This window comes from Rhodopirellula sp. J20-39 (assembly GCF_057365095.1).
On sequence record NZ_CP195123.1, the window covers coordinates 723,590 to 748,861 of the forward strand.

The following is a 25,272-nucleotide window of genomic DNA, read 5'->3' on the forward strand; positions in this document are numbered from 1 at the left end:
TGGAGGACGAATCGCCCTCGGGAAGTAACGTGCCAGAGTCCGTATCAAACACTCGCCATTCATAGCGACGTGACGAATTACCAAACGGAGCCAGCGGTGACGATCCTCGACTGTCCAGAGTGACCTCGCCACCCTCGGGAAAGACGAGACTGTCAATTGCACCGGAAAGGACATCAAGATTGGCTTGCGGAACAACCTCAAGGGTTTGCGTCGTCTGATCCGACAGCATTCCCGAGTCGGTAACGGTCAAGGTGACGTTGTAGATTCCGGCAAATTCGGGGGTGAACTCAATCGCTTGCGTATCGAACACGAGCGGTGAGAACAAACCGGGCGAGGTGATCTCCCATCGGTAGCTCAAATTGGCTTGGTCCAAGGTACCTGGATCGGTCGAACCAGATGCGTCAAAGAAGACGGGTTGGGCAGCGGCAGAGAAGTCAGCACTCGCATCAGACATGGCCGTGGGCGCTAGGTTGGAAACGACAATCGTCGAGCGGGCCTTGGTGACGCCGCCATCGCCGTCGTGAGCCGTCACTTCGAGCGTGTAGCGTCCTTCATTGATTGCATCAAAACGAGATTCTTCCAGCGGGCTGTCCGGGGTCCAGCCAGGTTTCGTACCATCGCCGGGCAGGAATGCTCCGGTGCGTTTGGCTACCACTCCGTCTCGACCGAACAAACTGTGATCCTTGGCGACCGTGCCGCTGACGTCGCTGAGTGGGTAGTGTGCAGCCAAGTCAGCTGGCAACGACGCAACGCCTGTATCGAAAACTTCGCGCACCTGATCGGCGGTCAACGCTCGTCGCCAAATTCCCAACTCACTCAAGTTCCCTTCCAATGCTTGAGCGGGATTGAATCCATCCGCCAGATCATCTTGCTCTTGCCCCAAGAACAGTCCACCGTCGGCAACTTCAAAACCATCTAGCGCAACGCTCTGTGTGCCTTGTGACACCCCGTCCATATAAAGTTCGACCGTGTCAGCAGCAGCATTGGCGACCAGAGCAACATGATGCCAAGTGCCATCGGCGATCGATGCAAGCCCGGTAAAACTGACCGACGGGCCATTGAAGAATTGCAACGTCTGGTCATTCGAGAAGAGCACCAGGTATTCGTTGTCTCGAGAATCCGTCAAAGCACCGCTGATGATTGCCTGCTGCCCCGTCTTGGTCGTCTTCAACCAGAATGCGGTCGTCAAATCCGTTGCCCCATCAATGATGGATCCATCGAGTGCGACCATATCATCACTGAGTTCCAGCGAACCGCTGGTGAGATCCGTGACACGGCCGGCCGAATCCGTCACCGTCACATGGCGAGTCACCACATCGACTGGATCAGTAAAAGTAACGTCCGTCAACAACTCAGCGACGGATCGCGATTGACCTTCATTGAGTTGTATTTCAGATGGTAAACCCGCGATGGATGGAGCAACATTACGAACGATGATCGGAGCGACCGGAGGATCAACAAAAGCCTGTTGATCGCTACGTTTTTGCTCCAGGTAAAACACGCCATCATTCGATGGTGAAAAAACGAAGGATGTACACGATAGACACTCGTCGATGATTGTTCCTGACTGGTCGACGATCTGGAAACTGGCACCCGTCATCTCAAAAGTAAGCGCCGATCCTTGATCGATCACGAGGTTCGGAGGCAGCGTCGCAAGAAGAGACGACATGCGAAGCGAATCGAGATTCAGTAGCTGCTGCCAATCAAACGACAGCCTTCCAGCGGGAGCAAAGGTTCCTTCCAGATTCAGATGCTCCAATTTGGAAATCGATGCGAGAGCACTAAAGTCAACGATCGCGGAATTGTTGGACAGATCGAGGCTGACCAAATTCGCTAACTTGACTAGGTCAGAAATGTCAACAACCTCTCGCCCGCTTGCATCCAAATGGGTAATCGAGTTCAGGAGGGCTTGGGTCAACGGCCGTCCTAAGCGGGGACTTCCGTCGAACCCGGTTGTGACAGGAATCGCGAGTGCACTCGCGATTGTCCGGAGTAAACCTGGATCGGAGATGCGGATACTCTCATGCAACGGAGACGCTGTGGTATTGGCAATTTGCTGGTCGCCTGGGACTCCTGCAAACGGCTCGTCGTCGCGAATTTCAATCGACTCAGCCGTGATGCGATCCGCGCCACTGCGACCATAGATTCGGTCTAGCCCGTGGTTGCCCACCAACTCGTCGTCTCCGTCGCCTCCATCGATCACATCAAGATCGGGGTATACTTCCGATTCGGTTGTCGCACCCGCAATTGGTGCGTTGACTTCGATCTGGAATTCCGCCAGAGGCGTGCCCGATACTTCGATTGCGTAAGTTCCTGCTGGAATGCCCTCGAAGTCGATCGCTCCGACTTGGGTGATCAATCGTCGCCCAAATTCATCGAGCAACGATAATCGAAGCACCCCGGTTTGAGTTACGTTGATCGACCGAACTACGATGCGATCGCCTTCTTGACCGTCACCCAACGTGGTGAATTGGAATTGCGCTGGGCTTCCGTCTGCTGGCAATTCAAATGGCGAACCCGCATTGTCGAAAATTTCCGGTCGACCGGTGCCCCGATTCTTGATGAATGCTCCGGAACCGGGCACCGAATAGTTACTCAATACCTCGGCATCGCCAACGACGTTTGGTGGTCGCTGACCGGAAAGCAAGGCAATCCGCTGTGATAAGTCGCTATCAAGCATGCCCACGAAAAGGTCCGCTGGAGCATCACCCTCCGATCGACCGACAAGGTAATTTAGGTTCGCGTCGTCACTGGCGATGACCAACCCCGTATCCGCCCAAGTCAAATCCGAATCCTGGTTGCCCACCGAGTAGAAGATCCCGACTTCGTTAATGTCCTCTCGTAGGACGGCGAGGTCCATTGTCTGATCGCCATTGAAGTCTCCAGCGGCAACGTCGATGATCCCAGGCGAAACGATCGCGAGTCCAACGCTTTGGCCGAATGTAGAGACATCGTCGACACCGTAGTAGATCCGGGCTGCGTCATTGCTGATGAGTGCGATATCTCCGAAACCGTCGTTATTGATATCGCCGATGAACTGTGTTGTCCCGATCGGTTCGATGGTGTTGACGGTTGCGTAAGACCGCTTCCCGATCGATTCACTTCCACTGAGGACTCCCAATCGTGAATGGATATTTGTTCCGCCTAACGATTGAAAATTGCGATCAATAAACCCACCTCCGTTGACAAGGAATCGAGCTCCCCCATCGACTAGGTTCTCCGAAAAAGCATTCGAATCATCGAACTTCCAGTATCCCGCAAGCCCTGCTTCCGTTGCATCGAGTGACTCTCGATACGTTTTTAGAACTTCCGTTGGCGATCGGATCGTATCCCAAGCACGAAATTCGTCGAAAAATCCCTGATACGAGTTTGTTTGTGCAAACGAGCCGATGCCGTCACTGAGTTTTAGCCCACCTTGGCCAGAGGTAAAGATGGTGCCGCTGATGACGCGTTCCGCAACAATTAGGCCATCGACATACAGTCGAACTTGCTTGGATGATTGATCGATTGAAAACGCGATGTGAGTCCAGCGATCTGTTGTCAATGCTGGTCCTTCAATCAACTCAAAGGTATTGCCGGTTTTGGCAACACGCAGTTGGAGTGCACCATCATGTCGCAACTCGAAGCCCCGGGCCTCATCCACGTCAGGTGAAGTAAGGATGGCGTAAGAATCCGACACCAAGGGTCGCAGCCATACTTCAATGGTGGTGAACTGCTTTTGGTCGTATGACACACTAGGGTGATCGCTGGAGCCGCCTGCAAAGTACAAGCTGGCGGGATTGCTGACTATCGGCGCAGTGGAGCGATTGTCGTCTTGCTCGAGGCCGACGGCGCCGGCTTCAAAAACTCCAGCAATCGAAACGTTCACGTTGCTGCCGTTCGAGTCAAGTAAAACAGCGTCACTAGTTCCATCAATCGGGACGATTGATCGGCGCCAATCTTGCGGATTGACAACGAATTCGTGCTGACCGTTGGCATCGCTCCAACGCCATACCAAATCCTCATCACCACTGGCGTGAAAGTCCGGCTGAAACTCCAATGCGTCGCTGGTTGTGACCGTGGCAAGTCGACCATTTAAGCTGATCAAAACGTCGTCCAGTCCGTTTCCATCAACGTCCGCGATTACTGAATCAACTTCGACGCCATTTGGGGCAACGATGGTGTGCAGGGGGCTTTCGACCGAGAACGAACCTGCGTCAATTTCAGCACCCGAAGCGACATAAGCGGCAGCTCCTGGGGCGAGACGCCAAATTGAATTTTGAGTGCCATTCTCAACGGCTTGCGTCGCGACGAAGAGTTGACTGTCATCGCCAGCCAAGATGATTGGCGTTTCGATTCGTTCACTTCCTTCAAACGAAACTCCAACCCGCGTGATCGTCTCGCCATCGGTTCGGTACAGCTCGAACTGAGTCGCGTTTTCTTTGGATGGTGAGGTGCTGAAATACAGGTGATCGCCAACGACTCGGAAACTCTCACCGCCTCCGCCGAATGAACTGCCATCGCTTAGTGGATTAGCGAACAGCTCGGCGGACTCCGAGACTGTCACGTAACGCCACAGCTCGCGACCGCCGGCGTTAGCTGTGAAATAGATGGCCCCATCGAACCAAGTCAGGTTTCTCGGTGAAGAATTTCCTGCATCTTCGCCATCTTGGGCAGCCACATCGGCAACCAACTCCAGCTCGGTTCCGTCAAAGCGGTAAAGTTCATGCCCAATGCTGTCGTTTGAGTTCAACTGCATACTTAGGTAAATGCCATCTGGAGTTGCAATCATCTCCGACATATTGCTGAGCGGCTGCGTTAAACCAACGACAAAGTCATCTGAGTCGCTTGCATCGACTGACAATCGACCGAGGGTCTGAGTGTCCAAATCGAAAAAGTACACTTGGTTGTTCCAAAGCACTAGATTCGTTGCGTCGACACCGAAATCGACAAAACCTTGGTCAAAAGTGCTCAAGCGACGAATGTGATCGTCGATGAGCAGGAACAGTTGGTCGTCCAACGACACGAATGATCGGTCGACGCGGTGAATCCCAAGATGTGACCGTAGGTGAACGTTTCCATCGTCCCCAAACGAAACTAACTGGGAATTACTTCCATCTCTTCTGGCGTAGTAGACCTCGCCGGCGGCCACGGTAAGCTCGTCGATAATTTCTTCTTCAACAGCGATAAGGGATTGATGTCCGTCTGGGCTCACGCGATACACGGCATCGAATCCATTGCTCGCCTGAGCAATGAAGATCAGATCGTCACCCAACATGACGCCAGGTTGATTGCGTGTCGTCGCTGCGGTCCAGGCATCAGATGAACTGACGCGAGTTGCCAACAGCGCATCTTGATTGACCGGCGAATGAATCAGCAAATCCTGGTTGTCGTCGGCGTCGAATTTCAGCGACTTGACGGACAACGCTCCCTCGCCCAAGAACGCGTTGCCGATCGCGAAGATTCGCAGCCGCCCCGCCTGGTTGAGCATGGTGTGTTCATCAGACCCCATTTCTCCTAGCCAACCCTGCGAGCCACCGACCAGTACGGTAAAGACTGCTTGAGAATCTTCCTGGCGAACGAAAATCAGATCGGGAATTCCGTCTTCGCTGACCACATCGCCGCTGTCGGCCAGTCGTCCAAAGGTCTCCGTGTCAATCAGTACATTTGCGGCGTCGGTTAAGTCCGAAGTTCTTGAGAAATCGAGGGGACCAAAGATCAGATACGTATGCTGAGCTCCATTGATTGCAAAGTCTTCTTCCCCATCCGCATTGACGTCGCCAACCGCAAAAATCTCCTCGGCTGGAACCGACGGATCGATCACAAACTGTTGGGCCGTCGCAAGTGACTTGGGATCACCGTTGTCATCAGGAAGCAAATCAACGCCGCTTTCAACACTCTCGGTGAGAGAAAAGAATGGAGCTGCAAGGGAGTAAACAAATGCCTCCGAGCCATCGTTGTTGGAATTGGGGACATTGGACGCAGTCGCTTCGCCGATCTCGGTGGGTGTCATGACCGGTATGCCAACTGCAATCTGGTTGCCGAAGATCAAATCATTGCCGCCGCCACCGAACAAGTCATCACTACCGGGACCACCGGAGATTACATCGTTGCCCGATCCGCCGTCGATGGAATCTGCCAACACTCCACCAAAGAGTTGATCGTCACCAGGACCGCCAACAATAGTCAATGCAGCTGCCTCCGCACGTTGCTCGGCGTCGCCCAGGTCGATTCCCCACTCGCCTGCGATTGGGTTGCCGTCCACGTCGACAAAGCGAAAACCAGAGTCCGCTCGAAAGGTGTCATTACCGCGACCCAATTGGATCTCAGTCTGCTCGACATCTCTGACTTGGTAGAAAAGGTGGTGTTGCAGGAACCTTGATGAATCGCCAGGGTCGACTTGAAATTGGTGCTGTAGAACGTCCCATGAAAGACTACTGAACTCATAACGATGGAGTGCCGTGTTGTAACGAAGCGATGCGTAGTCGGGGACTTCCACACCAAGGCGATCAAGGTCGCCGCCTAGATAGAGCACTCGGTCATTGCCATCGCCACCAATGAACTGATCGCTGAACGTCGGTAAGTAAGTTTGGGTCGCGGGATCAAACTGTGTGTTCGGTTGATTGCCGAGCAAAGGAAGCTGGTCGGGAATGATCTGGAACGTGTCATCGCCTGGACCTGCGAAAAGAAGATCGCTGGCTTGTCGATCCAGACCACCTGTCAAGACATCATTGCCTTCACCACCAAAGATCCAATCTTCACCGCCACCGCCTTGCAGAATGTCGTCGCCTTCACCACCCAGAATCACATCACGGCGAACCGAGTCATTGCGAATCGCAAGCGACGTCGTCTGCATGTCGCCAGAACCAAAATCAAAACGGAAGTCGTAAAGAGTTGGCACTTGGTTTGGGTTGGTGACGACTAGCCAATACGTTGTCTGACCTTGCAGGCTGGCAAGTGAAACGGAACCCGTATCGCTGCTGGCTACCAACGTCCGTCCGGCAGGCGTTTCCGGAGCGGGCAGGTAGATCTCCAGACCAAGTTGGTCGATCGGTGACCCGCTGGCCAAGAATAGATCGCCCGTGGTGCCATCGGGGACACGGAAGGCAAACCAGTCTTGATCCGTTGGGCTGTCCATCGAGAGCCCCGTGAACTGCAAGTCGCTACTGACCATTGATTCATCGAACAGTTCAAACGCAAAATCGGGGGAATCGTTCCGCGCGACCAATCCGTTGACACCCACTGCTCGTTCCGCTCGGTCGACCAGGATCGCATTGCCGCTGCGGATCGTGATCGTGTCGTCACCGGCACCTCCGTCGATCCAAACCGATTTCTGAACCGTCGGTCCGACTGTCACCCGATCATTGCCGCCGAGCGCATCGACGATGATGGCCAGGAAATCGCCCTCGGGTGGTAGTAGTGAATTGACGAGTTGCGTCTCGGTTTGTGCGACCTGGGACAGTAGTTGAGCGCGGGCTTGATCGTCCGCTGGTTCGCTTCCTTCATCGCTGAGTCGCTGATTGATTGCCGCCAAGGCGTTCGCGTTGGTGACAATATCTGCTGCGTCCCAGATGCGGTTGCCCTCTCCATCGAGTGCCGCAAAGTCCAGACGCACTTGGGCGGCAAAACTAAAGTTGCCGTTGTTTTCGGTCAGTCGGGTGATCAGGTGATGATCGGTCAACAGCCCAGGTTCGGTCACAAAGTCAACGGCAATTTCGTCGTTGGCGTTGGAGCCGCCGACATACCACACTTGGCCGGTGTCGCGTGCGTATTCTTTCCACTCGTCGCCGGCCAATCCTTCATCCAGCGATTCAAACGTGCTGCCGTCACTACGGAACAGCGTGTCGTTGCCCCCGTTGCCATACAGGAAATCGACTCCCGTTCCGCCAAAGAGTCGGTCATCGTCTGGGCCACCAAGGATTCGATTCAGTCCGGTCGATTCCTGGTTCAAGCTACCATCAGGATTTCCGCCGACCAAGTTTCCGTCAGCGTCAACAAAAACACCGAAGGCACCGTCGCCGGAGGGATCAAACGACCAGGCGTAAAGATCATTCGTGCCTTGTCCACCGACCAAGTCATCGTTGCCTTGACCGGCGAACAATACGTCGTGGTCCTGCGAACTTCCATCGCCCAAGTCTCCCCACAGCCGGTCGTCGCCACCGAAGCCAAGCAGCGTGTCGTTGCCCGCTCCGCCATCCAACCGATCTCGCCCGGCACTGCCAAACAACAAGTCGTCGTCACCATTGCCGTCGAACACGCCGACAAAATCGCGGGAACGTTCCGCAAGGGCCGATAGGTCAAGAGGTTCGCGGCCGTCATTTTGCTTGGATAGGTCGAACGCGTCGAACGTCGAATCAAAAGCAGCGGGCAACGAAGCCACCGCGAATCCGATGGCATCGTTGCCACCTAACCCCGCGACTTGAATCTGTTCGACCAATAGTTCGCCTGCATCCGACAACATGCGCACCCTCAAATCGCCGATCGTGTGTGTGATGTGAAGCAGCGGATTCGCCTCACCCGCAACTGTCTCCTGACTAATCACGATCACATCAGCACCGGTCGTTCCTGCAACCGCCACGATATCCGTCGCATTGTCGTCCGCGACATCACCTTCGCTTTCGTTGCCGAAATGCCCATCGATCGTATCTCGATCAGCCGGTGAATAGGCTTGCGCGTCGCGAGGCAGGAAGAACAAGTCGATCCCCGAACCGCCGTACTGCGTGTCACTGCCGAGCTGACCGTCAAGTTGATCGCTATCGGCACCGCCAAACATCAGGTCATCACCACCGCCACCGAAGAGTTGATCTTCGCCGCTGCCGCCGAACAGTTCGTCCGCGTCACCCGATGAATCGGCGGCAGAGTTGACTTGATAATCAGGTCCCGCCAAGTAATCACCATGCAGGAAGTCATTGCCCGAACCCCCGATCAACAGTTCGCGTCGAAGGTTCCCGAACAATTGATCGTTGCCCGCGTCACCTCGAAGTTGGTCTCCGATTGACTCGACAGGTGAACTTTCGGAGTACGCAAAGAGTTGATCATTGCCATCGCCCCCGAACAGACGTTGGCCGACTTGCGAACCTGCCAATCCCGCGTCGCCGAACAGTCGATCGTCGCCCTGATCGCCATAGACCAAGTCGATGCCAACTCCGCCGTGAATCATGTCACGCCCGAAACCGCCTCGAGCGATGTCGTTGCCTTCGCCACCCTGGATGTCATCATCCCCCAAGCCACCGTCGAGGTAATCCGCACCCGCGTCGCCCTGTAATTGATCCTGCTCGCCGCCGCCGAACAACCAATCCGTGTCGTCACCGCCGGACAGAATGTCACGTCCATCGAAGCCACCGGCCAGCGAGAGACCGTTGGTAGCCAACGGTGTGATGTTCGCTGCGGATGGATCGATGGCCTCGAAACCGAGTTCATTGAAACGCGGGGGCAGAACGAAATTGGTTGGAAGGTTCAAGTCCAACTGATTAGGTTGCAGTAGAGCTTCGCCGCCCCACAAAACATCCTCGCCTGCATCGCCGAACAACTCATCGTTCCCGATTCCGCCGACGATCCAATCACGACCGTCGCCACCACGGAGTACATCGTTTCCGGCACCACCGACAATCAGGTCATGACCGCCTCCGCCCCAGATGGTGTCCATGCCGTGACCCCCGATAAGGTCGTCATCACCATCGCCGCCTGAAAGGTCGTCCCTGCCGACTCCGCCGTCCAGCAGATCATCACCGTCGCTGCCCGACATCGTGTCGTTGCCTTCTTCGCCGAACAACTCATCGTCGCCCGCCAAACCAATCAACACATCATTGCCGGGTCCAGCATGAATCACATCGCCAAACGGAGACCCCGTGAGCGTATCGTCGCCAACACCGCCAAAGATCTCGATCGCGAATTCGTTTCCGCCTGAGATGGTGTCATTTTCCGACGTGCCGATCACACGCTGTAAATTGCGAACCGAACCGATCGCGGTTGCGCTATTCGATGCCAAAGCAACGGTCACCCCACGGCGGCGTCGAGAATAGTCAAGCGTGTTGAAACCGCCTCCGCCGTCGATCGCGCCAACTAAGTTACCTGCATTTCCAAAGATGAAGTCATCGCGATCCGCACCTGCGATCAAAGACTCGAACGACGAAAACGCCAATGCATTCGCTGCGTCGATCACGTTGCCAATTCCATCGCCAGTCACATTCCAAGTCGTCGCGATGGAGTTACCTTCAATCGTATCGACACCCAGTCCACCAACGATCGATTCCAGAGTCATTCCGCTGAAGTCAACTCGGTTGGACGTTGCTGTTTGAGTGACCTGCAAGTTTGGTAGCGACACGACCAGCGAATCCGTGACGCTGGCAAACGAGATCGTATCGGTTCCCGCATCATTGGCCTCGGAGACGGTGTCCAAACCGAACGCACCGGAGAACGTGTAGACATCATCGCCCACACCGCCATCGAGCATGTCATTGCCCAATCCGCCATCAAGCAAATCATCCCCACCCAATCCAAACAGTTCGTCGTCACCCGCGCCACCTTGCAACGTATCGACCGAACCTGAACCGGTCAGCACGTCGTTACCCGCGCCACCGACGATCAGATTGCCGCCCGCACCGCCAATGAGTTCATCGTCGCCCTCTTCCCCGTCGATGCGGTTCATGCCGCTGCCGCCAATCAGGATGTCGTTGCCCGCGCCACCGCGAATCACAGTTGGTACTGTCACCGAGGCATCGATTGTGATTCGGTCGTCGCCCTCGCCCCCATCAGCCACAATCCGAGTCACGCCTGAATAGCGTTTGGTCGCGGACGTGCCATTGATCCCCGTGACTTCGACCACCCCGGGTGAAATCTGAATCACGGAAAAGTCTTCTGCGTCATCTTCCGAAAAACCGTTTTGAAAGTCTTCGGCATAAGGGCCCATGTTCAAAAGCAGAATCCCTTCGGCACCCAGGGTTGCCGGTTCGGGCGGTGGCGGGCACGTGTTGCTGAATTCAAACAGGGTGATGTCGACGATGTCAATTTCGCCGCTAAAGATCAAGAATTCGTAATACGCACGCAGGAAGGCAGAGACTTCACCACGGATATCAAACACACACGACACACCGATGCGGTCGACGATCTTGGCCAGTTCATCCAAGTAGATCTTGCCATCTTCGTTGGGGTCAAACCAGTTCGCGTAAACGTCCGCACGGATGCCGCCTTCGATTCCCGCCGATGCGATGCCGGGGATCTCGAGCGACGCACCCACTGTGGCTTCAATCCCAAAGCCCAGCTCGTCGATGTCCACGCCATCTCGCAGATCAATGAAGTGCAAGCCATCCAGGAATGACGCCGGCGCCAACGTCTTGAACGCATCCAACGATGGAGCTTCGCCGCCAAACAAACCCCGTGTGTCAAAACCAATTTGGAAATCGGCAAAGAAGTCGACGCCCGCACCGACGGTCACTCCCAATGGAATGCCGGGAATCGGATAGAACGTTTGGTCATACGAGAACCCAAGCTCCACCTTTGGAATATCCCACTGAATCAAGTCGACCGTCTCACCGGTAATCAGCTTGAAGATATTCGACGGGGCTTCGAACAACGGGAACTTCACGCCCATCCCGCCTTCGCCCTGGCTGTTTGGCGTGCGAGCAAACCGATTCAGAGTTGACTTGGCGCGTCGATCGCCACCACTGCGACTGATCGCGTCGGCAACGCTGCTGACGCCGCCAGTGATTTGTGATGGATCGATGCTGAAGCCTTGCGTTGGACTGGTCAAGTCAACACCATCCCCCGCCCCCAGCGTGACCGAGCCAAAGTTGATTTTCCCACCGGTTTGCGAAGCCTCGTCGACCAGGTCGATCACTTCGCCGATTTGCTTGACCACGCCCGCGGCCTGTCTCGCCACCTTTGCCTCTTTGGGAAACTGGAACGAAGCCAGCGTTAGAAAATCAACAGGTCCATTGCCCGCGAGAATCGAAAGATCCGAGATGCCCGGAATCTCCTGCGTGATCAGATCCACCACATCCCGCACCGGTTCGATCTTGTCGTTCACCTCACTGACGACCGGCCCAAGGACGGTTTCAAAAAAGCTACCGACATCCAGCGAAACATCCGCGAGTGTGACGACTGGCAGCTCACCCACAAAACCAGCATTCTTGGTGAACGAGATCGGCCAATCAACGATGAGATCGGCACTGATCGAAGGCACCGACGGGTTGATGTCCGCCATCAAGTTCATATCGATGCGAGCTTGAGTGCTGATGCCAGCGTCAAACAAGGACGAGAAACCGTCCGGCCCTGATAATTCAGCAAACGTCAACCGATTTTTGCCGTCGCGATTGTCCGGATCGATAAGGTCAAAGAACAGATCGCCTGACAGGCCCGTAGTGCCATTGTCGGCAGCCGTAAACTCCAGTGCGAACAAGCGAGTCGTCAACTCCGTGCCCGGTGTCAGCGAAACATCGACGCCAAAGTTCAACTCGGGCTGGGAGCTGTTGTCGTTCAAACTGACAAAGAACCCATCGGTCGCATTGACACCAAATCCAAGCGTGAAGTCATAGTCCAGGCCCAAGATCACCCCGCCGTTGGCCTCGACCTCGAACGCTAATGCGTCCAGGCCCAAATCGAACGGGGTAACGATCTCATCACGCCCAGACAAACTGACTTCGATCGCAAACTCCATATCGGCAAACGCCGTGGCCACGGGATCCGACAGCGTCACGATCACATCACCGGGCTGCACGCCCAACGCATCCACCAGCGTTTGTTGCAAGTCAACGCGGAATTGTTCGCTGGCCGTGGAGGTCGTCGTCAATGCGTCCTCAATCGGTGTGATCACCGAATCTTGAATTCGTCCGATGAACGATCCAGTCAAATCAAGCCCATCGCCGATGATGGGAAGCGAGGTCAGGACGTCGCTCTCCAAGCCATCCTTCAGTCCGTCCACAAAGCTCGACAAACCACCAACGATCTGATTCAAACTCAGTTGACTCAGGTCCGGTGGTCCATCGAACAGGCTGCTAGCCGCATCGGCGTGAATGACAGGATCCAAGTTGCTCAGACCACTCGCGATGCTGATCGAACCGGATGTTGAAAACCCGGGGGCATCCAATTCCAACGTCGTGTAGATCATGCCTTGAACGTTGGCATCCACACCGCTGAAACCTTGACGCAAGATCGTGCTGATCGGCACGCCGCCGATCGTATTGAACCCGCGTGCGGGTTGGTCGGTTGGAATCAAGGTCTCATCAAAACCAAGGCTAACGGACGCGGGACCCTGGACCGATTCACTTGGATACTCAACGATCACCTCGCCGGAAACCGGATTGACCAAAACGAGTGATCGCCCATTGACCGTGTAGGCATCGGTATCCAGCACATTGCCATCGACGCTGACGATCACCAGTTCGCTGGCGATGGGAACGCGATTGAGCGTGACCTCGCTAAACGGTCCGTTGCCCGGCAAGGTTTGACGGACCGACGCGCCGAGGACCGCTTCGCCCGTCAGACTTGCACTCAAGCCACCAATGCCCACATCGATCTGAATCGGTGCATTGATTTCCGCGTTTAAGTTAATCGACGTGTGAGGCACTCCGGCAATCGCGCCGGGCTGAATCAGCAGCAGCGGTGACGAAAGCCCTCCGAAGCTTTTGGACACATCGATGCCCAGGGCGATCGAGATGGATCCACCCACGCCAAAGTCCACCTGACTGCCCGATTCGATCGACAACGGTCCGATGTTGGGTAGTTCAACCGACAGGTCAAGTGACTGTTGCACCTCTTTCTGAATCTCGATGCCCAACACCAGAATCGTTTGCGAACCTTCGAGCAAACTATTGCCATCAACGAAGTCGACCGTCAGGTTCAGCAGATTGGGATCGGTGATGCCAAGCTGTTGCACCAATGCGTCTTCGATCAGATCACCAATCGACGACACACTGGCGATCAGGGAATCCACCGCGTCAACCGCACCCTGCAGATCGGACAAACCGGGCGTTCCCGATGGAATCGACGCCACTTCGCTGCGTAGTGTTCCCACCACGCTGACCAAGGTGGAAACCAATTCAACAGGCCGCGTCGCCACGACGGATGCCAATTGGTTACTCGCCGTTCGCAGCAATTCCTTTTCCGCATCGATGATCAGTAAGCGACCGATCGCCGAATCCAAATCTTCCTGCAGTGTCGCCAAGAGATTGAGGTCTGGCCCAGCCGCAAGGTCGCGTGCCACCGCGAGCAAGTCATCCGCCACCGCCAACGTGTCGCCCAAGCTGACATCGATGAGCGGGATCTGTTCATTGAGAATTTCGAGATCGCTATTTTGCAGCACGCCAACGAACGCTTGCAGTGCCAGAACGACGGACTCGATCGAAAACTCGCTGAATCCTGATAACAATTCATCGAACGCTTCGTTCCGAGTGAAAGTGATCTCAGGAACCGGGTTGGCCTCATCGGCAAACAAAGCCACGTCAATTTGGGGGCGGTCCAAGTTGCCGCCGATCGCATCCAACACGCTGCTGCGAATCGGTAGCTCGGCCGATCCGTTCAGCGTCAACGCGTCACGCTGGATGATTTCCGAAAAGTCCTGAGTCCGCAGGTCATCGAGCGTCAAACGACCATCGGGATCGACAAAACCGATCGACGTGCCCAGGTTGATCTCCGCCGAACCATCGACGATGCCGATATCCAAAATGCCAAGTGCGGCCTGCAGGTCGATATCATCCGCTTCGATCCTCGCCGACAAGACGATGTTGTTCCCCGAGTCACCTTGGAAGCTGGTGTCGATAAAGAAGTGATTGAGGATCGAATCGCCATGCAGTGCCCGGCCTTCGATCACCGATGTAACGTCGTGGTCTTCACCGACTGCCGCGATCCCCAACAACTGAGCCGCCGGTGAAACGATGGACTGGATATCCGAAACCGCCCGCACGCGGAATTCAGCTTGGCCACTGGATCGATCGGTCAGCACCAAACGGTCCACTTCAAATGCCGCTTCGACATTGGCCGATGCCTCCGTGGCGGCGGCATTGATTCGATCGATCACGTCGCCCAATGTCACGGCACCATCCAGGTTCACTCCGAATTCCGTGGTGTCACGAAGCAGGATCGTCAAATCGTCAAAGCCCGCATCCGTTGTGCTCGATTGGCCCGCAGCATCGAACCCAAGAGGATCGGCTGCTTCGATTTCAATCGAAATGACCGATCCATCAATGGCTCGCAACGTCAGTCGATCACCGTTGGCTTCCGACAGCACACCCGCTTCGATCGCTGCCAAACCTTCCGCTGCGAACAAAGCATTCAAATCAGCAGCCAGATCGAAGGCGTCAAAGTTATCGTTGGTTTCAGTTAGCGGTAGCGTTAGCGCGTGCGACGCTTCGACACCGTCTTGGTCGGTCGTGATGATCGTGAAGGCCACGTCACTGCCCGGCATGCCCTCGACCGGAATAGCGGACTCAGCAACCAAGCCGACGTTGTACGTGGTCGCTTCAGTTCCACCATCGAGCAATTCCGTGAGTCGTGTCTGGCGAGATAGACTGGCGTTGCTGCCGATCGAACTCAGATCAATTCCCACGCCAAGCTGAATACTGGCATCGGCAATGAATCGAGCGTCGGCTCCGGCGATCACTTCCAGATTTCCAATCCCCAGATCCAATCCGCTACCAAAATCGAGCGAAATCGCTTTCTCAAAGTTGGCGTTCAAACCGAGGTTGAACGAAACGGTTCTCGCGTCTTCGTTGTAGGTCAGTCCGACATCGAAAGGAGTTCCCGAAACACTATCGGACAGCGCATGACTGAGTTCGTTCGTGAATTCTGCCAAAGTGTTGAACTTGAACGCAGCGGACACTCGTGACCCGCCGCCAAATCCAAGCGTATCGGTCGCGGCATTCGGGTCATGCGGTTGATCGGATTCGAAGCCGATCGCCTCGCCGCCTCGTACCAAGAGCGATTCAATCGAATCGGACTTTGAACGCAGCACCAGGTTCGCCGCTTCGACAACAAATTCCAAACGACCGGCCAGACTTGCATTGGCGATCGCCAAGTTAAGATCGTCGACCAAATCATTGATGTCGCGATTGTCTGCTGTTAACGCTGCAGGCAACGTGATGGGCGGATCGTGCGGATCGCCGTTGATATCCAGTTCGATCGCTAGATCAGACGACAATTGACCACCACTTGGAAAAGCACCGATACTGGTTACCGAAACGGTCGAGACCGCGATCGACAACGCCGCTCCTTCGCTGGCACCAGAGAACTTCAGCCGGTCGCCATCACGCGATGCCACAATCAAACCATTCAAAGCCGTTGCCGCGATCGCTTGATTCAGATCGCTGGTCAAATCGTTCAACGAACGATTGCCGCGAGTCACGTCGGCCGGCAACGAAACAGAAACCAAATCACCGCCATCGACTTGGACAAAGAACTTGGCGTCCTCTGTCAGCACTCCGTCGAGTCGCTCGGCGGGCAGCGCTGCGGTCGCATTGGGAACTCGGTACAAACGCCTAGCGAGATCAGTCAAAGTGCCACTGAAGTCAACAACCTCCTCGATCGCCGTGTCGACAAAAGGAATGCCGCTTTCTGGGTTCAGTTCCGATGCAACTCGCTGAAGCTCATCGCCCAGTCGAATCAGCATCAAGACAACATCACCTGGCTTCAAGTTGGACAGGTCCGCAAATCCATCCAATCCACTGCTCTCGATCGTCGGACCATTGCCGTCAAAGAGATCCTGATCTTTGACGGTGATCGTTGGCCCGTTACCTACCTCACCAAGGCTAAATTCGCCCAACTTGGTCGAAAGCGGAAGATGGACATTGAGCATCTCAGTGCCGTCATCGGGTCCGGCGATCACCAACTCGATCAGATCTTCGCTCCATGCCCCCAATTCGTCCAATGTGATCGAACCATTTTCCAACCTCGGGATGCCCGGAGCAAAATCGACACTCGCGGTCACTCCTAGGTCCGCGGTGCCTCCTAAGATCCCACCCTCCAACATCCCTAATTGAAACGAATTTTTGATATTCGTTGCCCCAATCGATGCCGAAGCGGTGAACTCATCCAGTCGCACGAAGGCATCTTCCGATCCAAACGTCGTGCTACTGTCGCCATCGACCAAGTCAGAAACGTCAACGCCAAACCCAAATGACGCTTCAATTGTCGCTTCCGTTGTCGGTGCGATATCGACGGATAACTCGAAACCTCCAGCGGATGCTTTGAGGTCAAACGGCAACTCCAATTTGGCCGACGCATCGATCATGACTTCAAACTCGATGCGTTTCTCATCAGGATCCAACCCACCGGCAATCGAGAACGGACCACGTGACAATCCTCCTTGCGTCGTGAATCCCAGTCGCCGTTGCAAGGTTTCGTTCAGCACATCGATCAACCCCAGAACGGTCGGCTGAGTCGTGCTGTTGAAATACGCATCCGTGGCGGTGTGGAAATTTAAAAAGTCACCAACAGAATCCACATCGTCCGCACCCGACGCAGTGGCAAACATTTGATTCAGTGTACGCTCCAACACGGGTATGTTCGTCTCCAGAACACTGTTGTTAGAGAGATCCACGCCGAAGTCGCGAATTTGCTCCAAGACACCGAGTAATTGCGTCTTCAAGTCATCTTCGATCAGCACATCGATCACCACATCAGGCTGTTGGCCGCTGAATAGGGATGTCGTCGAGAGCTGAATGATGGGTGTGCCGAACTGATTGATGTCAAAGCCAGCAAGCGAGGCTGTTAGCGGCAAGGAAGCGGCGGCTTCCCCTTTGGTCTGTAGCGTAAACGAACTGTTCTGCAGTTGATCCAGCGTGACCGCTTCGCCGCCGCCGAACGAGATTTCCGCGCCGGCACTGGCGGTCAGAATCGCATCGTCCACGCCCACGTCCGCGAAGGATCCGATGCTGGCGTTGGCACTCAAGTCGACGACCGCAACACCCACGCCCGCACGAAACTCACGGATCTGGATCGAGGCATGCTCGGTACCAATCGAAGGCAATGCACCGCCCGTGACCACACCTTCGAGTGCACTGATAAAATCAGCCAGTTCGAGTTTCAATTCCAAATCCAGATCCAGTTCGGCCCCAACCAGCACCTCGCCACTGCCGCTGGCTTGGAAAGGCAAATCCGCTGGTGTCTGGACATCGAACGCGATCGTTTGCTGGTTCTCCAGATCAACTTGCAAACGGAATCCGAGTGATTGCTCTTCGGCATCGAAGCCACCATCGAATGTGAACGTCGGACCTTCATCCAAGTCCGGCCCCAGCACATCAGGAAGCGTCACTTCGATCAATTCACCGCGTGGAATCTGTGGTGGCAATACACTGGACAGATCAATCGAGGCGCCGCTGAGATTCGGTAAAGAAAGATCAAACCGAGATCGTGTCAAATCCACACCACGCAGCACTGCACCGCTGAGATCAATCCCATCCAAGAGGGTGCCATCGAGCCGCACGCCATCCAGATTGGCACCCGGCAATTGAAAACCACTCAAGTCGATCCCACTCAAGTTCGCACCGGCTAGGTTCACCTCAGGCCATGAAAGCGAACCGGCCCCAAAAGTAACTCCGGTTAGATCCGCGAACCGAAGATCCAGTCCTGTCGAATCACCGCTCGATGGCCCGACACGGCCGAATTGAATCCCCGTCAGATCAGCACCGCGGAAGTTGACGCCAAACAGCGAGGCGGGATTGAAGTTCAGTCCCGACGACGGATCTTCGCTGCCACCGCCGCCACCAAACGTCACGCCACTCAGATTCAAACCAGCGAACGAAACGCCTCGAAGGTTGATGCCAGAAAAATCAACTCCGTCTAGCTCCAGACCCGCGAAGTCGTAACCGCTCAGGTCGATGATCCCCAGCGACGGGAAGTCAATGTTCACACCGCTGGTGTCCGGTCCCACTAGCCCATCAAAGCTCACGCTGAATCCACCTAGATCCAACGAACCGCCACGCAACACAAACGATGCGATCGATCCATCCGACTCCGTCAATGATTGATCACCCGGTAACGTCGTCGTGCGACTAAAGAACATTCCCGTGAAATCGGGAAGCGAAGCATCAAAACGAATGCCCGAGAAATTGGTACCAATCGCCCATGCACCACTTAGCGCAACGCCACTCAAATCAACCCCCGACAAGTCCGTGCCACGCAGCGAAACGCCGCTCAAATCCATGCCCGCAAAGCTCACATCCGGCAGTTGCAAACCGGAAAAATCAAAACCAGCAAACGCGGTGCTGCTGCCAATCTTGCTTGCCGATAGATCTTCGCCGGCATCAACTCGATAAGTTTGATCGTCCCCGGTCCACTGAAGTCTTGGCAAACCGAACGCGCCTCCCGAACTGCCATCCGGCCAGATCGTTCCAAAGTGAAACAATGCTCCTGTCAAATCAGTCAGTCCGCCGGACGGCGAGCTACCGACGATCGCACCGCTCAAATCAACGTCCAAAAGCGAAGCACCCGCGAAGCTGACGCCACGCAAATCAGCATCGCGGAAGATGCTGCCTCGCAAATCAACTCCAGCAAAGTTCACGCCACGCAGATCCGCGCCCGTGAAATCGACACCACGCATCCGCAAACCTGACAGATCGATTCCACGTAGATCCGCATAGCTGAAATCAAAACCGCTCAGGTCGCTCACGCCCAAGCCAAGTCGCGAGAACGATTTGCCAGATGAGTTCGGTTGGTCCGCATCGATCGCCCGACCAGTGATCTGTTTCAAACGGGCTTGAATCGCGTCGATGAACCCTCGAACAGACGGGAAATCTGCACCCTCGAAAGTAAAACCGTTGAAGTAGGTGGTCACTGCGTCGTTCAGCTTTAACACTTTGCCAGCGCCCGCAAACTGTTCTCCTGGGATCGAATCGAGCACCAAGTCATTGATGCTCTGCTCGATGAGTGGGATTTTGGTATCCAGAGGCGAATCAGTCCCCAATGCAGCACTGACTCGCTCATCCAGTCGACCAACCAACCTGACCAAGGTCTCGCGAATCGAAGTTGAAATCTGCATGTCCAATGTCACATCCGGCGACGTCACGGCCAGGACACCATCAGACACGGCAAACAATGGATCAGACTGAATCAGGATGACCGCAGTGCCGAAATCATCGGAATCAAAATCACCAATCGAAGCAGTCAGCGGGAAGGCCGCGTCGAGGAACCCGGTCGCTTTGAATTCGAGTGAATCACGGATCCCGCTGACGCCCAGGTCTCGCAGTTCGACAACAGAAAATCGACCATCCCCATCAGGCCCCACCAACTCGACAGTGGCTCCCGCATCCAGGTACAAGGTCCCATCTGCCACGCCGATGGCCTGCGCACCAAAATCGACTCCAAAATCCAAGTCAACCGCTTCGATCGAGACTCCAGCCTGAATGCCTTCAAAATCCACAAACACATCATCGAGATCTAAGTTTGTCGATGCATCCGAATCCAACAAATCAGCCAGATCCACACCAAACGTCAACGACGAGTGAAGGTTCGAGATCACGTCGAACACCAATGGATCACCAAACGAAATCCCCGCATTCGCACCAGGAAGGGCATCGTTCAGATCCAACGTCACCTGACGTGTCGGTTCGGCGTCAATCGTCAGATTGAATTGCAGCAAGTCTTCATCCGGAATGAACCCGCCGACAATTTGAACGCTTCCTAAATCGACTCGCTGCCTGATCTCGTCGATCAAAGCTTCGGCCAACCCGAACGCGCTCGGCGATGTCTCGCGATCGAAGTACGCTTGAGCCCGATCGCGGAGGTTCAAAACATCGCCAACTCGATTGACATCGACATGAGTGGCCGCATCCGCGAACAGATCGTTCAACGACTGGTCCAACACAGGAACCGATGTGTTCAGCACGGCATTCTCCGAAACCGAATCGCCGATCAACGCCAATTCTTCGAGCGCCGAAAGCACGCGTTGTTGCACTTCATCGTTGAGCAGCACATCCACCACCACATCAGGCAGGCTGCGGCGGAACAACGAATCGCTGATGACCTGAACGATGGGCTGCCCAAAATCGGTGACGTTCAAACCGAACGCATCACCAACAATTGGCAACGACGCTCCCGCTCGCCCTTCGACATTCAATTCAAACAGGTCTCTTGGCGATGCGTTTCGCAGCTCGCTCAACGTGATCGCTTCACCACCTGCAAACTCAATCACCCCGCCCGCTTCGGCGACGATTCTTGCGTCCTCCACACCCAAATTTGCGAAGCCTTCGATGCCCGCAGTCGCGGTGAGATCAACCACTGCGGCACCAACGCCCACTGCAAACTCATGCACCTGAACCGTGACCAGATCACCATTGATGTCCGGGAACGGCCCACCTGTGGGAATGTTTGGCAATGCGTCGATGAACTCAGAAAGGTCCAGTGACGCCTCCAGATCCAAGTCCAGCTCCGCACCGATCAACGCCTTGCCTCGCCCCGATGCCGAAACGGGGAAACCGGCCGGTGTGCTGGCATCAAATTCGATCGTCTGCTGATTCTCCAGATCGATGGTTAATCGGAAGCCAAGTTTGTTGTCCGCGAAACCCCCGTCGAACGTGAACGTGGGCGCTTCGTCAACGTCGTCGCCGAGCACATCCGGCAACGTTACGTCAACCAATTCACCTCGCGGAATGCTTGACGGCAATCGCGTGAAGGAATCGATGAACGATCCATCCAAGCTCGGCAACGAAACCTCGCTGAACAAACTTCGTCCCAAGTCGACGCCACGCAAGATCGCACCGGACAAATTCACGTTGTCCAAAATCGTGCCATCCAAATGAGCCCCGCTCAGATCAACACCCGGCAATGAGAACCCGGTCAGGTCGAGACCACTCAAGTTGGCACCTGACAAGTCGATACCAGGCCAGCTCGGAAGACTTCCCGCGAAGTCGACGTCGCGAAAATCGACCGATCGCAAGCTGAGATTTTGAGTCAGCCCGCCCGGCAGTGCGATGGGCAAAAACTCGACGCCCGACAAGGTCGCACCGCGAAAGTTGACCCCCGAGAGCGATGGCAGCACAAACGACGAACCTCCCGATCCACCTGATCCGCTGCCACCACCAAACTTGACACCATCAAGCAGCGAACCAGCGAACGAGACGTTTCGCAGACGGAAGCCGGAAAAATCAACACCCGTCAAATTCAAATCCGAAAAGTCAAAACCACTTAGGTCAAAATGGATCGTTCCCGCCGTCGCCAAACTTGGGAAATCAATCGAATTGCCCAGTGAATCGAGTCCGACAAACGTCGCAAACGGAAGGCTGAGCGACCCAAATGATCGGGATCCATTTCGATCAACGCTCGACTCGGTCGATCCATCCGCAAAAACGGTCGACGCCGAAAACAGCAGTCCGCGAATTCCAATGAGCCCACTGAGGCTTGCCGTTTCAAAGTTCGTTCCGATCGCGAAAACGTTGTCCAAGTTGACGCCATCGAGATTCGATCCGAACAAGTTGGTATCGCGGAAGGAAACGCCCGTTAGATCCAAACCGCTGAAGTTGATCCCGGACAAGTCCAGCCCCGAAAGATCAAAACCTCGTAGTGCGGAAGCGTTGTCCGCGGCCACGTCCGACAAATCTTCACCCGCCGCGATCTTGCGTGCCGAATCGCTTCCCGACCATGACAAACTCGGTAAACCGAACCTGCCGCCAAGACTACCGTCAGGCCAAATGGTTCCGATCCCGTAGAACGAACCCGCCAGGTTGGTTGCCAGTCCACCATCGCTCGTCCCGATCCGTGCTCCATCGAAGTTGACATCAATCAGCGACGCGCCGACAAAACTGGCTCCCCGTAAATCGGCACCCTCAAAGTTGCTTCCTCGCAAGTCGACGCCGCTGAAATTGACACCGCGCAGATCGGCACCCGAAAAATCAACGCCACGCATCCTGACGACCGGAAAGTCAACATCGAGTCCATCCAGCAACGCCGAGTGCGCCGAGAAGTCCAACCCACGCAGATCCGCGCCGTTGAAATCGAACCCGCTGAGATCATCGATCGACGGAAGCCGAAACGAAAAGCTGCGTCCCGCTGAATCGCGAGACTCCGCATCAATGCCTCGACTGGTCAGCCGTTTGACTCGTTCACTGATCGCGTCGATGAACCCACGAACGGTCGGAAAACTATCAGGCAAATCGGGATCAAACGCAAAGCGATTGAAGAATGTCGCGGCAACCGATTCCAATCTAAAAACGCTGCTCAGCCCCGCCGTGTCTTCACCAGGAATTTGATCGAGGATCAAGTCGTTGACGCTCTGATTCAAGATCGGAATCGTCGTGTCGAGAATCGAGTCTTGGCCGATCGCGTTGCTGGCCGCTTGATCGATCTTGCCAATCAACTCGATCAAGGCATCCTTTAGATTCTCGGTGATTCGCAGATCCAGAGCGACGCTGGGCGTGCTAACCGCCAATTGTTCACTGGAAACTTCGAACAGCGGATCGGCACTCAGCAGCACCACGCCCGTACCAAAGTCTTCGCTCCGAAAGTTCCCAAACGCCGCATCGAGCGGCAACTCAGCTTCCAGGCTCCCGCTCGCCTCAGCACGCAAATCGTCCACGATCCCGCCAGGCCCAATCGTTTGCAATTCGCTCAGCGTGTACGACGCATCGCCGTCGGCACCCTGCAATGAGATTTCTCCGCGAGCGGATAGATCAAACTGACCATCCATGATCCCGACGCTGACCGATTCAAACGACGCCGCGAGATCAATGTCGGCAGCAGTCACGTTGGCGGACAACTCAACGGGATCGATTCTTACCGAGACATCTGATGAATCGATCTCACCTCCAGCTAACAGCGGCGAGAGATCAATCGTGATTCCAAAGCCAGCTTCAACTCCTACGTTTCGGGAAATCTCAAGCCCATCGAACTCGAGAGGCAGACCATCGGTGTTGAGGGAGAGCGTCGACAAGTCGGACCCGTCCGCATCCAAGGTCAAATCGAATCGCATTTCGTCCGAGTCGGGATAGTACCCACCCATCACCGAAATTGCTCCTCGTGACAACGAGCCATCGACCGATACACCCAATCGTGATCGGAGTGTCTGAGCTAAACGGTCTGCCAAACCGGATAACGTTGGTGTCGATGTCGTGGCGAAGTAGGCAGCAACCTCAGTGCGAAAATCTAGTAAGTCCGATGGTGCAGAAACGTCGGTTGAATCCAATACCTCGATAAACAGTTCTGCAAGATCCTTATCCAAAACAGGCACAGGAGTTTGCAATACCGCCGACTGATCGAGTTTGACGATGGTCGAATAGATTGCGGCAAACGAGTCTTGGATCTCATCTTGCAAGCCTGGTCGAATTGCCACGTCAACGGCGATATCAGGAATCGATCCAGTAAGCAAGTTTTGCGAGTCAACACGAACGACAGGTGACGCGAATTCTCCTGAATCAAATTTGCCGACGCTTACCGATAAAGGAAGTGTTGTCGAAAGCGAGCCGGATGCAGTTACCGGAACATCGACCGATGGAAGCTCCGGTGCCGTGATCCGCGTACCATCCAAATCGAGTGTTAGCTGCGTATCAAGATCGATTTGCCCACCATCGATACTTGCTGTTTCATCACCAATGCCAATCGATGCACCGAAGTCGTTAACATCAATGCTGGCGAACATCAGAACCGGATCAAGCTCGATGAAAAATGGCTCAGACGCGCTCGGATCCAATCCAATGGTCATCGCCATTTCTAGACCACCGTTGATTTGCACGGGAGCATCAAGGTTAATATCGAGTGGTCCTCCGGAAACGAACGTCAACCGGCGGTCGAAGGCTGAGTCCAAGTCGATGTTGATATCGAATCGAATTTGGTCGCCGGTTCCCTCGAGCAGTCCGCCAACAACATCGACAGTCGAACCCGGTGTTGTTCCGGGAAGCACACCAAGGATCGTCGTTAGATGTTCTTCAATCCGGTCGGCCAAACTTTGCGAGGCAAGTGGCCCCGACAAGATTCCAGAAACGGCGTCGTTAATCTTTAGAAGATCGGCAACTGCGAACAGATCACTAAACCGGGTGTCGGTGCCACTGATTGCAGTCCCCAAATCGCTCAGTCCGGAGACTCGCAATTCACTGAACATTTCCAACTGCGAAAAACCGCTAGCTAGTGAATCAACTTGCTGCTGTGAAAGTTCAATTGGAGCGGTGGGGCCACTATCACCGGCTAACATCTGCCGAGCTTCCAAGCGTTCGGCTAAAAGGGCTCGTGCGGCAGGTCGGCTGAGTTGACGAGTCTCTGAACTTCGACGTTTGCGTCGTGACTTCGCTACATTCATCTTAGTGTCGTTCATGTTGGAGGTTACGTCACACTCTAGTTCCCCCAAAGCAGAATCTAACAACCAACAGGATCAGGTCG

Annotated in this window: 1 pseudogene; it reads right to left on the reverse strand. The window is 55.0% G+C overall.

Going from position 1 to position 25,272, the window contains the following annotated elements:
* Nucleotides 1-763: 763 nt before the first annotated feature.
* Nucleotides 764-25,207: pseudogene (locus ACR3ZL_RS02415) on the reverse strand (pentapeptide repeat-containing protein); the annotation flags it as partial.
* Nucleotides 25,208-25,272 lie beyond the last annotated feature (65 nt).